12 protein-coding genes are annotated in these 14,931 nt (G+C 30.2%); 3 read left to right on the top strand and 9 right to left on the bottom strand.

Going from position 1 to position 14,931, the window contains the following annotated elements; translation table 11 throughout:
• Nucleotides 1–3 precede the first annotated feature (3 nt).
• The 3 genes from BTO16_RS14215 to BTO16_RS14205 form a co-directional block, all read right to left on the bottom strand.
• Nucleotides 4–1,413, bottom strand: a complete 1,410-nt coding sequence (locus tag BTO16_RS14215) for a sensor histidine kinase (RefSeq protein ID WP_105022322.1) — start codon at nt 1,411–1,413, stop codon at nt 4–6.
• Between the two features lie 287 nt (nt 1,414–1,700).
• On the bottom strand, nt 1,701–2,318 hold the full coding sequence (locus BTO16_RS14210; RefSeq protein WP_105022321.1) for a hypothetical protein: 618 nt from the start codon (nt 2,316–2,318) through the stop codon (nt 1,701–1,703).
• A gap of 92 nt (nt 2,319–2,410) precedes the next feature.
• Nucleotides 2,411–3,739 carry an MATE family efflux transporter gene (locus BTO16_RS14205; RefSeq protein ID WP_105022320.1) on the bottom strand — a complete coding sequence of 443 codons (1,329 nt, stop codon included), beginning with the start codon at nt 3,737–3,739 and terminating at the stop codon, nt 2,411–2,413.
• A gap of 93 nt (nt 3,740–3,832) precedes the next feature.
• On the opposite strand from BTO16_RS14205, the gene BTO16_RS14200 reads away from it, so the two are divergent.
• Nucleotides 3,833–4,624, top strand: a complete 792-nt coding sequence (locus BTO16_RS14200; RefSeq protein ID WP_105022319.1) for a universal stress protein — start codon at nt 3,833–3,835, stop codon at nt 4,622–4,624.
• Here BTO16_RS14200 and BTO16_RS14195 read toward each other — a convergent pair whose 3' ends face one another.
• The gene (locus BTO16_RS14195; RefSeq protein ID WP_105022318.1) at nt 4,625–7,363 is read right to left on the bottom strand and encodes a PD-(D/E)XK nuclease family protein; all 2,739 of its coding nucleotides are present in this window, start codon (nt 7,361–7,363) and stop codon (nt 4,625–4,627) included.
• A gap of 69 nt (nt 7,364–7,432) precedes the next feature.
• Between BTO16_RS14195 and BTO16_RS14190 the strand changes: the two genes are divergently transcribed.
• Both BTO16_RS14190 and BTO16_RS14185 read left to right on the top strand, forming a co-directional pair.
• On the top strand, nt 7,433–8,221 hold the full coding sequence (locus tag BTO16_RS14190; RefSeq protein WP_105022317.1) for an amidohydrolase: 789 nt from the start codon (nt 7,433–7,435) through the stop codon (nt 8,219–8,221).
• A gap of 4 nt (nt 8,222–8,225) precedes the next feature.
• Nucleotides 8,226–8,741: a GNAT family N-acetyltransferase gene (locus tag BTO16_RS14185; protein ID WP_105022316.1), complete on the top strand. Its 516-nt coding sequence runs from the start codon at nt 8,226–8,228 to the stop codon at nt 8,739–8,741.
• An 88-nt stretch (nt 8,742–8,829) separates the two neighbouring features.
• Here the strand turns inward: BTO16_RS14185 and BTO16_RS14180 are convergent, their stop codons facing one another.
• The 5 genes from BTO16_RS14180 to BTO16_RS14160 form a co-directional block, all read right to left on the bottom strand.
• Entirely contained in the window at nt 8,830–9,810 is a 981-nt protein-coding gene (locus BTO16_RS14180; RefSeq protein ID WP_105022315.1) for an acyl-ACP desaturase, read from the bottom strand.
• 7 nt (nt 9,811–9,817) lie between these two features.
• Nucleotides 9,818–10,546: a lysophospholipid acyltransferase family protein gene (locus tag BTO16_RS14175; protein WP_105022314.1), complete on the bottom strand. Its 729-nt coding sequence runs from the start codon at nt 10,544–10,546 to the stop codon at nt 9,818–9,820.
• 2 nt (nt 10,547–10,548) lie between these two features.
• Entirely contained in the window at nt 10,549–10,971 is a 423-nt protein-coding gene (locus BTO16_RS14170; protein ID WP_105022926.1) for a hypothetical protein, read from the bottom strand.
• A gap of 100 nt (nt 10,972–11,071) precedes the next feature.
• Nucleotides 11,072–12,145 carry a hypothetical protein gene (locus tag BTO16_RS14165; RefSeq protein ID WP_146105414.1) on the bottom strand — a complete coding sequence of 358 codons (1,074 nt, stop codon included), beginning with the start codon at nt 12,143–12,145 and terminating at the stop codon, nt 11,072–11,074.
• 14 nt (nt 12,146–12,159) lie between these two features.
• On the bottom strand, nt 12,160–14,742 hold the full coding sequence (locus BTO16_RS14160) for a TonB-dependent receptor (protein WP_105022312.1): 2,583 nt from the start codon (nt 14,740–14,742) through the stop codon (nt 12,160–12,162).
• Nucleotides 14,743–14,931: the final 189 nt, after the last annotated feature.

Raw genomic sequence — 14,931 nt, 5'->3', positions numbered from 1 at the left:
TTTTTATATTTTTGGTAAAATTACCGTAAAAACAGTTCCAACTCCTTCTTCGGATGTAAAAGAAATTGTGCCATCATACGCTTTTATAATATTTTTAATCATAGCTAAACCTAAACCCATTCCGCTTGATTTTGTTGTGAATTTTGGTTCAAAAATTAAGTCTTTTACTTTATCTGGTATTCCTTTTCCATTATCAGTAACCGTAATTTTTACATTATTTTTTTCTGATGAAACAACCACATCAATTATTGGGTTTTCTTCACTTTCTGTTGCTTGCGTTGCATTTTTAACCAAATTTGTAACAATTCTTATCAGTTGAGTTTTGTCTAAATTGGCATATAGTTCTTTTTCTTTTGGATTGTAGCTAATAAAATCTTCGTTAAAAATCTCTAAAGCTAATTTTACAACACTAATGATTTCTATCTTTTCTTTTTTTTGAGTTGGCATCTTCGCAAAATCAGAAAAAGCAGATGCAATAGAACTCATTACATCTATTTGCTGAATTAATGTTTTACTATATTCTGCTAATTTTTCTCTAATATCTTTATCTTCAGGGTTAAACTTTCGCTCAAAACTTTGCACTGACAGTCGCATTGGTGTTAGTGGGTTTTTAATTTCGTGTGCAACTTGTTTCGCCATTTCTCGCCAAGCTTGTTCACGCTCGCTTTTTGCTAACTTTACAGCACTTTCTTCTAGTTGATCAATCATATTATTGTACGCTTCTACTAAAACCTCAATTTCTGAACTTGCTGCATTTAAGATTATTTTTTCGTTACGTTCATTTAAACGCGTTTGTTGCATTTTATCAGAAATAGTTTGTATGGATCTTGTAATATAACTAGATAATAAATATGCCATTCCAATGGCAATTATAAACATCAGCAAATACACCAAACCTAATCGATACATAAATTCGGTTAATTCGTCTTCTATTTCTGAATTGTCTTGCGTAAATTGCAATTCTAGAATACCAATTCTTTTAAATTTAGGATCATTTATATATGAGTATGATGTTTGATACCCAACACCATCATCTTCTCTACTTTTTAATATTTTATGATTTGAATTTTGAGATAGTTCGTTTAAAACAACGTTATTTAGCGGTTTTATTTTAAGCTCTTCAAAAGCATTTGTTTTGGAGGAAATTAACAAATTGCCATATAAATCAAAAATGGATATATTTAATTTGTTAATAGATGAAATTTCATAAATACGTTCTTGAAATATTTTTGATAAATTTTCTGTATTTACTAAATAACTAGTTTTATTGGTTAATTCTAACTCAATTGTTTCTTGTGTTGTGGCTTCTTTACGCTCAAAACGCTGAATATTATAATCTTTTGTTTGTTCGTCATATTGATAAACGGTAACTGCTAAAATTAAAATGGATGCCAAAAGCACCAATAAAATCATAGATAAAAAAATGCGTATTCTAAGTGATATGTTTTTAAATATTCTCAAGTAATTTAGTTTTTATACATTTTGTTTTCCTAAATAAAAGTCTTTAAAAAATTAAAGGTGATAAAAAAATAAACAAAATAAAATTCATTTTTCTCTTTACAAACAACAATAAGCGTTCCAAAAAACAAGAGGAATTCTAAATTTTAAATTCCTATTTTAAAGCGAACAAAATATACAAATAAAAAAGTCATTACAGATAGCGTAATGACTTTTAAAATTTATGAAAAATAAAATATTTTTTAGTTTACTTTAATTTTAATTGAATTATAACCATCTGCTCTTAGGCCAATTAAACCAGAAACGGTTTCTCCTTTTTTAATAGTAGCACCATTTATATTATAGTCTAACAAGTTTTGTTCAAACTTTTTATTTGCAGAAGTTGCCGCAATCATATTACCACCAGCTAAACCAGGACCAACTATAAGACCTATTGGTGTAGAACTTGTTTCTGTTTGAAAACCGTTCTGCGATTTGTTCGTGTATAAATTCATTGGTGTAAGCAATAAATACCATAAATAAGTTGCAGGTTTTTGCTTTAAAGAACTATAAACTTTATCATTATCCATGATATATAATTTAGAACCATCGTCGTATGTTAAGCTAATGTCGTCTCCAAAAACTAAGTCTTCGTTAGAATTATTTGTAATTTTAATAGCAACTAATCGTACGCCTTTTGCTACTTCTTTCTTTTTGTACTTCTTATCTAATAATTCGTATTTATACTGCAATGTAACCGATTTATCAGCAGCGCTAGAATAATAATTAATAGTACTAGGATTAATTGCTTTGTAACCAGAAGCACAACTTCCTAACAAAACAAGAACTGTTAATGATAAAATAATTCTTTTTAAATTCATTTTTTTTTATGTATTAATGTCCTGCGAACTTAATTAATTTACTAAAATTATCCTAACAAAAATACAATTTGAGCTAATTTTAGAATCATTCTTTATATCGTTAAAGGTATAAACTTACTTCTAAACTTAATAATTAATGGAATCCCTCTTGCTAAAATCCAAAGCGTAAAAGCAATCCAAATAGCCATTAATTTATAATCTAGCCAATCAAAAAAGAACAGTGTGGGTATAAAAACAAATCCTGTAGAAAGAATTAACACATTTCTTAAGTATTTCATTTCTCCCATTCCTTTAAACATTCCGTCAAAAATAAAAGTAACGGCACTAATGGGTTGCGTTAAAATCACAATCCAGAAAACATCATAAAATTGTTCTAAAACTAACGGATCTTTTGTAAAAACTTGACCAATAGAATAATAAAATAAAAAGGAAGTTGCTGCAATAGCCGCACCCATAAAAAGGCCATATTTTAATAATTTATTACTCAATATTACCAATGTTGTATACTCTTTTGCGCCTAATAATTTTCCTGATAAAATATTACCTGCACTAGAAAATCCATCAATCATAAAAGCACCTAACATCCAAAGGTTTAGGCCAATTGTGTAAGCTGCAATGTATTCTTTACCGTACCCTGTGGCAAAAGAAGTTGCAAAATATAAGGCTGTATTTAAAGCGATTGTTCTAATGAACAAATTACCAATCATTCCCATTAAATTGGGTATTTGTTCATGAAAAGGAAAGCTTATTTTTAAGGAAATCGATGTTTTTTTCATCAGCAAAACCAATGCAATTACTGCCATCGTAATTTGAGCAATTACACTTGCATACGCTGCGCCTTCTATATTCATTGCAGGGATAAATCCTTCAATTCCGTATACAAAAGCAACATCTAAAACAACGTTTAATAAAGCGCCAACAATTGCTATTATCATAGGATAAAAAGTGTTTTGTAAGCCTCTAAAAATTCCGAATACAGCAAACACAAAAAGCGAAAAAGGAAATCCAAAAATTCTAATTTTAAAATAAACAACACACGCATCTAAAACAGCACCTGATGCATTATAAAATTGAAAAATCTGTGCCGCAAACGGATAAGAAATTGCTAAAATTAATAAACTACCTAACACAACAATCGCAATTGCTTGCGCTGGCAACGATTTTATTTCATCCAATTTATTGGCACCAACATACTGAGAAATTATAGAAGAAATAGCACTTCTAATTTGGCCAAAAACCCAAATTAACATAGAAATAAATGCGCCAACAATACCTACAGCTGCTAAACTTTCTGTTGCATTTACATCTATATTACCAATAATTGCGGTGTCTGTAATAGATAACAAAGGCTCTGCAATGCCCGCAATTAAAGCCGGAATCGCCAATTTATTAATATGCTTAAAGCTAATATTAGTTTTCAAAAATATATTTTTGGTAAAGGTACATATCTAAAAAGTTTGAAGTTGCTTTACTTTCTGAAAAATGAGTAACTTTGCAACCTATAAAATTATAGTATGAAAAACATTTTAGTACCTATCGGATCTACAGAAAGTGCACAAAACACTTTACAATTTGCTATTGACTTTGCCGCAGAAGTAAATGCTAACATTCTAGTTTTTAGAGCATATAGCGTGCAATCTAAAGCGGGAGTTATGATAAATGTAAATACAATTATTGAACGCGAAACCAATTTGTATTTGCGTGCAATTGTAAATTCTGTCGATAGAAAAAATGTAACAGTAAACTTAATTTCTGCAAAAGGTTCTCTAGTAGACAGTGTGGAAGCTATTGACAATGAATTAAATGTAGATTTAATAATTGTTGGCGCTAGAAGTAATTCTATAAAAGAAGAAATTTTTTTAGGAAAAACGGCTGGTAAATTAGTTAAACAAACAGATTTACCAATTTTGGCTGTTCCTGACGGATATAAATACACACCTGTTAAAAATATTTTAATGGCGTTTAATTCAGGAATTGTAAAAAGCAAAACGGCGCTAAGACCGCTACAATTTATAGTAAAGAAATTTAATTGTGAAGTAAACTTATTACAAGTAAAAACGGCTGACTATACTGATGAAGATTTAGTTTTAAGTAAGGAGTTAGAAAATCTTAAATCATCGTTAACAATTACTGAAAATGCGACAACTTTTCAAGGAGTTTTAGAGCATTTTCAAAAGCATCAACCAGATATGTTGTGCGTTTTTAGACGTAAAAGAGGTTTCTTTAAAAAACTGTGGGAAAAAAACACCGTTTTAAAAGAAGAGTTTTACACAAATGTGCCTTTATTGATTTTAAAAGGAAAATAATTAATACTTTAAATCTGGCGGCTCGATAAAACCAATTGCTGGGTTGTAAATTTCTTTGATGTATTCTTTTATTCGAACTAAAAATTCTTCTAGTTTTTCTTGGGTAATTGTATAATCTGGATTTCTATAGTTTGATGAAAAGTTAATGCTTAAAAAACCTTGGTTTAAATTTTTGAAAGAAAATATTCCTGCTTTTAACGTTTTAGAACTATCAAAGTTTTTACTTTTTGTAAATAAATAGCCATACAATAAAACCTGAATTGCTTTATACTGCTCTTTTGTTCGTAATTGTTCAAAGTCTAGCACTTTTAATTCCGAGCTTTGCACCATTCCAGATTTATAATCAATAATTCTAATTTCGCCATTTAATTCATCAACTCGATCTACATTTCCATGAATTTTAATAGGGAAATCAATGCCATCAATTTCTATTTCTGCGGATAAGTTTTCTTCTGTAGCAATAATTTTTAACTGATTTTTTTTATCCTTTAACAGCAACTTTTCTTGGGATAAAAAGTTAGTAACAAATCTATTAGCTACTTCAAAAATTAAACGATTTTTCCCTGTAGATAAATCGCCATTTTTAAATTGGATTTTAAAATGTTTTACCACCAACTCTTTGGCTATTTTTTCCATTTCTAAAATGTCATCCGCAGTTAAAAATTGACCAATAAAAGGTTTGTACAATTCATCTAAAGTTTCGTGCACAACGGTTCCTAACGTATTGTACGCAACAGTTTCTTCTACATCATCAAATTCCTTGATTCGCAGAATTTTCTGTTTGTAAAAAGCAACAGGATTGTATAAATAGTTGGTTAAAGAAGATGGCGAAAAACCTTGTTTTGCCAATTCTTTTAAGCGTTCAAAAACCAACTCATTTTTAGCAATTTCTTTTAATTCGGTTTTTTGCGCAACTACTTTTGGCGAAACAATTTTATGAACAATATCTGTTCTCATCATTTCTAATTGTGTTACAAACCTACTTTTTTCGCCACTTCCAAAAACATCATGTTCTGTGTTGTAGAGTATAAAAATATTTTTTGCTCTTTGAATTAATCGAAAAAAATGATAGGAGAAAATAGCGTCTTTTTCTCTGTAGGTTGGCAAACCAAATTCGACTTTTACATCAAACGGAATAAAAGAATTTTGCTGACTACTTGCTGGCAAAACGCCTTCGTTTGCAGATGCTAAAATGATGTTTTCAAAATCTAAAACGCGCGTTTCTAACATCCCCATTAATTGCAATCCTTTAAGCGGTTCTCCTTGAAACGATAAACTTTCTGAACCTATTAATTGTCTAAAAAAAAGCGATAATGTTTTTAAATCTGTAAAATACTCAAATTCATTTTGCAAAGTTTTTAACTGCGTAAAAACGGTGTAAAAACGGAATAAATATTCCTTTTCTAAATCGTTTATATCCTCTTTTAAAAGGTTGATTAAATCTAAAATTCTCTCAATAAAATTTGACACAGTATCAAAGCTTTTAAAGAGATTTAAAATTACCTTTTTTACTTCTATTGGCTGATTTTCTAAAAACTTGGCAAGCAACTTTTCACTAATAAAGGTTTGATTCTCTGCTGCAATTTCTGATGTAAAATCATCAATATTAGAAATCAACCCATAAATAGATTGGTGTTTAAAAAAACGAATTACATCTTTATAATAATACTCATTAAGCATGCTTTTTTGCAATTTTTCTTGCGAAACAAACAATTGAAAAACAGAAAACAATAAACTTGTTGTTGGGATATCTTTTAAAGGATACCCCATGGTAATATTAATTGCCTTTATGTTTTTAGGCAATGAATTTAACGTAATTGGCAGCAACGTTTCATCCGCTAAAACCAGCGCTGTGTTTTTAAAATCAGGGTTTTCTTCTAAAATTTCGCCAATATATTTTATTTGAGTATTATTTTTTGCAGCACCAATAACTTGTATTTTTTTTGGTGCTGAAAATGAATTTCCTAAAGATTTAAGTTTGTTTTTTTCAAAATACTTCCACTCTTTTTTATATTTTCTGACAAATTTACCAGCTTGGTGATTCGAGTTAAAAAATGCTTCATCAATATCCCAATAAATTTCTGAATTCCCATTTTCTAAAACTTTCTGAAATAAGAATTCTTCTGCTTTATTAAGTGCATTAAAACCAATAAAAAAGAACTTTTTATCGGCGTTTTTGTCTAAATAGGTAGCTACTTTTTTAGAAGCTTCTCTATACATTAAACCTTGATACCCTATATTTTCATCCAATAAAAACTGATAAAAAGCAGTGTAATAATTATTTAGTTTCTCTAAAAAAGAATAATGATCTTTTATCAATTCCGTTTCTTTAAACGTGCCTTTTACAGACCATTTTCGCAAACGTTCAATATCTCTTAAATAGGTAAAAATCTCTTTTGTATTTATAAGATGCTGGTCAATTTCATTAAAATCTTGTAAAACGGTTAATGCCCAAGTAGAAAATGTGTCAAAAGAATCTGGATTCTTATCAACACTTTTGTAAATGGTGTAAAAATGAAATAATAACTGAATGTTATCTGCTTTTTGCACGCCAGATATTTGATGTATAAACTGCTCTATATTTAGCATTTCTGGCAAAAACCCTACAGAAATTTTGTCTTTAAAGGTTTGTTTTACAAATACTTTTGCTCTTTGTGATGGCAATATAAAAACAACGTTTTCAAACGATTTTGTAGTTTGTAAAATATCATCTAAAGTTTCAGAAATAAAAGATTGCATAGCTTTTTTTTGGTTTCCTAAATTACAAAAACTTACATTTATAGCGCTGTAATCTTTAAATTTATTTTAATGAAAAACGAATTACATGTTGTAGGTATTCAGGCGGATTTATTTTGGGAGAATCCGACGAAAAATTTAGCTTTTTTTGAAGAAAAAATAAACAGTTTACCAGAAACTACCGATCTAATTGTTTTACCAGAAATGTTTACCACCGGTTTTACCATGAACCCTAAAAAAGTAGCTGAAAAAATGGATGGAATTTCAGTTTTTTGGATGCTAAAAATAGCAACAGAAAAGCAAATTGCCATAACCGGAAGTTTGGTGATTAATGAGGGTGAAAATTATTACAATAGATTGGTTTTTGTGCATCCGTCAGGAAAAATTGAAACTTACAATAAAAGACATTCTTTTACCTTGGCTGGCGAACATAAAGTATACACTTCTGGCACAGAAAAGTTAATTGTTACCTACAAAGGATGGCGAATTTGCCCCTTTATTTGTTATGATTTACGTTTTCCTGTTTGGGCTAGAAATACCGAAAATTACGATCTTTTAATCTTTATGGCAAATTGGCCAATTACAAGAATAAAAGCTTGGAAAACACTTTTAAAAGCGCGTGCCATAGAAAATATGAGTTACGTTGTTGGTGTAAATAGAACAGGCACAGATGCTAGTAATTACGAATATTCTGGAAACTCTTTAATTATTGATTATCTGGGCGAGGAACTTTCTAGTTTGACCAAAAATGAGGTTGGAGTTATTAGTGCAACCGTCAATAAAAAAAATCAAAATACGGTAAGAGAAAAATTAGGTTTTTTAAATGATATGGATTCTTTTCATATTAATTATTCTAAATAAAATCATGGAAATTAAAAATGTAACAATTGCAGATATTGATACCGTATTTGAATTTTATAAAACAGCGTCCGAGTATCAAAAAACGAAAGACAAAGTGATTGTTTGGCCTAATTTTAAAAGAGAACTGGTAACCACTGAAATTGCAGAAAACAGACAATTTAAATTATTGATACATAACAAAATTGCATGTATTTGGGCAATTACTTTTAGTGATGCTCAAATTTGGGAAGAAAAAAATAAAGATCCAGCTATTTATATTCATAGAATTGCCACGAACCCTAAGTTTAGAGGAAATAATTATGTTGTTACAATTGTTGAATGGGCAAAAAAAATGGCATTCGAGAAAGGAATTCAGTTTATTCGATTAGATACGTTAGGAAAAAACATCAAATTAATTGAACATTATAAAAATTCTGGTTTTAATTTTCTTGGGATGTTTAATTTAAAAAACACCGACAGTTTACCCGAACATTATAAAAAAGATGCAGTCTGTTTATTTGAAATTAACTTAAACATTTAAAGTTTTAATTAAAACTAATCTATAAAAAAACCCTTCGAGATTTTTACATCCAAAGGGTTTATACCATTTTATATACTCAGAATTATTTTTAAGCTGGTATCATCCATTTAAACTCAAACTTTGTATTCGGAACTTTAATTCTCTCTGTAATTCGCTGCATTCTTTCTGGCAGTTTCATTAGGTAATCTCTTGCTTTTTCTGCTTCTGGAGTAAGGTTTGTTATTTTGTCTATTTCCCAACTTACAGTCAATTTTTTTAGAATATCAACATAATCAAAGCCAGTATACACACCGATTCTTTGCGCAACCGTAGAAAAATCATCAAACAAACTACCTTTTGCACCAAAAGATTCTCTTAAATGCAAAGCAGGCATTACAATTTTATGTTTCATCATGTGTTGAAAAGCCAACATCATTTCTGACGGATCTATCTTAAAAATCTCTTTTACAAAATGAGAATATGCCTGGTGATGACGCATTTCGTCACCTGCAATAATTTTAGACATTTTTGCTAACGATTTATGACCTTTTTGTTTTGCAATTTTTGCTACATTGTTGTGAGAAACATAGGTTGCTAGTTCTTGAAAACTTGTGTAAATAAAGTTTTTATAAGGATCAGTTGCGGTACCTATATCAAAACCATCAGCAATTAAATGCTGCGTAGAAATTTCTACTTCTCGCATATTTACACGACCAGATAAATACAAGTATTTATTTAAAACATCGCCATGTCTATTTTCTTCGGATGTCCAAGCTCTTATCCATCTTGCCCAACCATTGTCTGGTTGTTGAGAAATTCCGTCGATGTCTAATAACCAAGATTCATAGGTTGGTAAAGCTTCTTCGGTAATTGTATCACCCACTAAAACCACCCAGAAATCGTCGTGTAATTCTTTAGATAGTTCTCTAATTTCCTCTACTTCAGAAATAAATGAGTCTTTTTGTGAGTTTGGCAAAAAATCTGTTGGTTGCCATATTTTTTCTGCTGGAATTAAAAATTGATCTACAAAACTGTCAATGTTTTTTTCCAGTGTTTGCATTACTTCCATTCTGATATTCTTTATAGACATAATTGTATCATTTTAGGTGTTCTTTTATCACTTTTTCTGTTTGTGCTAATAATTCATCAAAAGGTAAAGAATCGATTTTTATTGGTTGGTGTGTTGTAATCGTAATTGGACTAAAAATTCCTAAAGGAAACTTTCCATATTTAAAAACTTTCCAAGAGTTGTGAATAGTTAAAGGTACAACAAATCCTTCTTTATTATATTTTGTAAGCACTTTTAATCCGTTTACAGCAAAATCTTTTGGTTTGCCGTCTCTGCTTCTTGTTCCCTCAGGAAAAATGACTGCCGACCACTTATTTTTATGTATCTTTTTGGCAAAATCACTTAAAGCAGAAATTGCTTGTTTTGGATCTTTTCTGTTAATCAAAGCCGCTCCTCCATGTCTTAAATTAAACGAAATACTAGGTATACCTTTTCCTAACTCTATTTTAGATACAAATTTTGGATGGTACTTTCTAAATGCCCAAATTATTGGCGGAATATCAAACATGCCTTGGTGATTAGAAACAAAAATTAGAGTTGTATTTTCTGGCAACTCTTGCTTATTTACTACGGATACTGGCGTACCTAAAATTAATAATGATTTTGTTAAAACAAAATTCATATAATCTACTACAAATTTGTGTCCATTGTAACCAAAAACTTTTAACCCAATCCATTGTAAAGGATGAAAAATAATTAAAAGTACATAAAACACCAATGCAAAAATTGATGATAAAATAAAGCTTATAATTTTCATACTTAAAACCAGTTACTCCAAGGAATTTTAGATAGTATTAGTAACAAAGCTATTCCGTAAAAAATTGCAAATGTTTTAAATTTGGCTGTATCTTCTGTTTTTTTCTTGTGTTTAGACCAACCAATTGTTATAAAAACAATTGCTAAAATCATCATTACTGGATGTTCTACGGCTAACAAACGTGCTGCTTTGTCTTTCATTACTGATGCTGCATCTGTTTTTAGCATTTGAAACCAAGGAGACATAAAATACCAGCCTAAACCTATTAATAATTGAATGTGAGCTACTATTAAAGTAAATAACCCAATTCGTAAATCTTTATCTTTAAATTGTTTTTTTTGAGTAAACCCTATGATAGCATTTACAACTGCAAAAACTAAAATTGCCAAGACTAAATACGCCCAATAAGAATGAATGTCTTTCATAATAATGTTGTTTAATTTTAATACTGTAAAGTTACTAATTTTATACATAAAAAAACCACCTCAAACGAGGTGGTTTTTTATAAAGTTTATGGTTAATTGCTTATTGTTTTACGTAAGCATTTCCTTCTTTAATAACAGCTAAACTCCAAACATCATTAGCTCCATTGTAAATGTTGTAAGAAACAATGTATTTTTGACCATCTGTTGATGAAGGGAAATTATTTAATAAAATTGTGTTTATTTTTTCCAATCGTTTAGTTTCTGGCTCTTCTGCTTTACCTGTTCTTACATCAAAATTATTATATTGACCATTACCAACTAAAGTATAATCTGCATTAGTTAAAGTATATTTTACAGTATTATCTGGAACCCAACTTATACCATCGTGACCAAATTTTATAGTTTGATTAATTACATTGTTATATTTAGCCCAGTTTGCACCGTCATAAATAAAAAACACAACATAACTTTTTACAACTCTATCATTACTATCGTATAACTTATACATAACGCCTTCGATATCACCTGCCTTTGGTGCTTCATAAGCTAATTTATTTTTTAAATAAACTGGTATTTTAACTAGGGCTTCATCTTCACTAGAAAATTGAGCTCTAGACTCTCCCATTGCTTTGTATTCATCTAGAGTAATTCCACTTGACTTCTCCCAAGTTCCATTAGAATAAATAAAGCCATCTTCTACTTCACTATTTATACCACTATCGCGTTCTGTGTATGTTAAAGACACTAAAACTCTATTATCAGGTGTAGGATATAAAGAATTTAATAATTGAAGCATTTGCTCATAATTAGATATATTAGGAAACCTTAGTCCTGCATCTGTATAGTCTTGATCGTTTGCTTTATAAGTAATTAAACTTTTTTGATCGTTTTTCTTATTGAATAACTTGAAAGTTACGGCTGCTAAAGATTCTTTACCCCAAGCAGGATACTTTCTAGATAAAAAAGCAGGCAACATTGTTTTAGCATCATTTAAGTTACTAAAATTTCCAAAATTTAATTTTAAAGCTGTATAGTCAGCATCTGATAATGTGTATACTGATTCTCCAGAAATTACTACTTCTTGAGCATCAATTTCTGCATAAATATCTTCCATTGGGTTACATGATGTAAACAACAAAGAAAGGATTGCGAAAGAATAAAATATTTTTTTCATTTTTTTAAAATTTATTAAAATTTAATTTTTAAATCTAAGCTAAAAGTTCTACCAAATCCAAACCAAACTAATGGGTCAGCAGCATCTAGAGCATCAGCTACATATTCTGTGTCTAACAAGTTGTTTACACGAACTGTAACCGTAGTATCGAATTCACCAAGGTTAAAACCATGACGGAAACTTGCGTCAAATGTACTATAGTTAGGTGCTTTCCATGCGTTACCTCCTCTTACTGAAGGAGTACTTGGATCAAAATCAGCTCTATCTAGAGGATTAATTTGCGCATACATATCTGCAAAATAATTATAATCTACTGTAATAGAAGATTTGTCCCAAAAATTGTATAACATTCCCAAAGCAGCGGTTGTTTGTGCAGCATCAGAAACTTTTAATCCATCAACAAGTAAATCTAACGTACCTCTTTGAACTTGATTTTCATCAAAAATTGGCACATCTATTAAATCGTTAGCATTCGTCCAGTCTCCTAAAGAAAGCATACCTGTAAAATTTAATTTATCTGAATACTTGTACGTAAAATCAAACTCAACACCTTGATGTAGAGCATTAACGCCTAAAAGATTTGCTGTAAAATCTTCTGAACCAGTAACTGTAGGATCTGCAGGTATGCTTCTTGAGAAACTTCTGTCATTCCATTGTGTTCTGTAAATATTTATGTTTGCAGCGAATTTCTCACTTCTAATTCCGTATCCTAATTCCATACTAAAAATCTTTTCATTTTCAGCATTTGCATTTACGTTTGTATTATTAAATCCTTGATATACTGCATCAAAAATTGCGGGTCTTTCAAAGTAACCAATGTTTGCAAATATGTTTTGAACATCATCTATTCTATAATTTGCTCCACCTTTTATACTATAACCATCTAAATTTACTTTATCAGTAGTAGCTAAGTCTCTACCAGCTTCTGTACTTAAATCATATTGAAAATAATCTACTCTTTGATATGAACTTCTTTGAACAGAAGTAGATAAAAAAGCATTAAAATCATCAGTTCCATATTCTAATTGACCAAAGAAACCTAACCAACCTACATTTCCGTCATTATTATAACCCATTTTATCACCAACTTGAAGAGCGTCACTAGAACGGTTTACATTATTTCCAACACCTCTACTATTAACATCTAAAAAGTAGTCACCTCCTAATAAATCGGTAACCTCTCTGTAGTGTCTTCCTACATAAGTTCTCCAATCTACACCAGCAATTAAGTCTAAATTATCATTTAATTTTGTTTTAAATGTAGACAATACTCCATACCATTCGTGATCATTTCTAGAAGCTCTTAAAATAGCTTCAGAACCTAAAGAACCATTTGCTCTATTTATAGCAACAATATTATCGAAATCTACGGGTTGATCTGCACCACCTAATCTTTGATTAAATAGATCTCTATTAGTACCTGCTGTACCACCTCCACCACCACTACCATATGAAGCGTATGCTGCAGTTGATAATGATGTTACATCACTAATAGTCCAATAGTGGTTTAATGATGTTTGCGATTTATGGTAAAAATTATCCTCTATATGTGTTACTTGGCCATTTTTATAACCCCAATCTGGATTAAAACGAATCCCTGATTGTGCATTTCTAATTGTAGCAATTGTACTTCTGTTTTGTCTTTGACCATGTCTTTGAGGCGAACCAAAAGTTGTAAAAGATAATTTATGACTATCGTTTATATCCTTAGAAAAGTTTACAAAATAGTTATAACCTTCAAACTGAGTACCATCTACATAACCCTCTCCAGAAGTCTTTGAAAAAGACACTGTAGAAGCAAAACCATTATCCATTAAACCTGTTGATAATGTGAAACCATATTTTTGGAATCCATTATTACCTGTTGAAGCAATAATATTACCACCTTTTTCTACATCAGAAGTTTTAGATAAAATATTAATTGTTCCTCCAATAGAAGGTACAGCTACCTTAGCAGCTCCAAGACCTCTTTGCACCTGCATAGCAGATGTAACATCTGATAAACCAGCCCAGTTAGACCAATATACTCTTCCGTTTTCCATATCATTAACTGGAACTCCGTTAATCATAACCGCAACATTTTCTGAGTTAAAACCACGCATGTTAATACGACCGTCTCCAAAACCACCACCAGATTTGGTAGCATATACCCCTGGAGTAGATTTTAAAATTTCAGGAAATTCTTGCGTTCCTAATTTTCTTTCAATATCCGACGCTTTAATTGTAGAAACCGCAACTGGGGTTTTTCTATCAATAGCAAATGATGTAGCCATTACAACTATTTCATCCAAAGAACCTGCATCTTCAGCTAATTTAATAGTACCAATGTTTGCTTTAGACGAAGAGAAAGCAACTTCTTTTCTGGTGTAACCAATAAAAGAGACTACAAGAACACCAGAATTTGATTTAGGAGTTAATGTAAAATTACCATCAAAATCTGTTGTAGTACCATTTTTAGTACCTTTTTCTAAAACACTTGCTCCTGGCAATGGTTGATTTGTTTCATCAACGATAATACCCGAAATTTTAGTTTGTCCTAAAACTGTAGCCGTTACAAAGAACAAGGCTATAAATAATAAGTTTTTAAAATTTTTCATTGTTTAATTATATGTTATTAAATTTCTGCAAAAATCTTTCTTTTACAGCACTGGTATGTTAACTTAATGTTAAATTTTAACGCGAAATTAAGATAAATAAATGTAAAAAAAAAATGCTTTTTGGTTAATTACCAACCTGTTAAATATGAACAACTTATTAACACAAAATTAAGAGCTTGTTAAATTACT

Origin of the sequence: Polaribacter glomeratus (assembly GCF_002954665.1) — a bacterium.
GTDB classification, from domain to species: Bacteria; Bacteroidota; Bacteroidia; order Flavobacteriales; family Flavobacteriaceae; genus Polaribacter; species Polaribacter glomeratus.
Note: the sequence above shows the minus strand (reverse complement) of the source record. Positions and strands in the feature narration are given on the sequence as shown.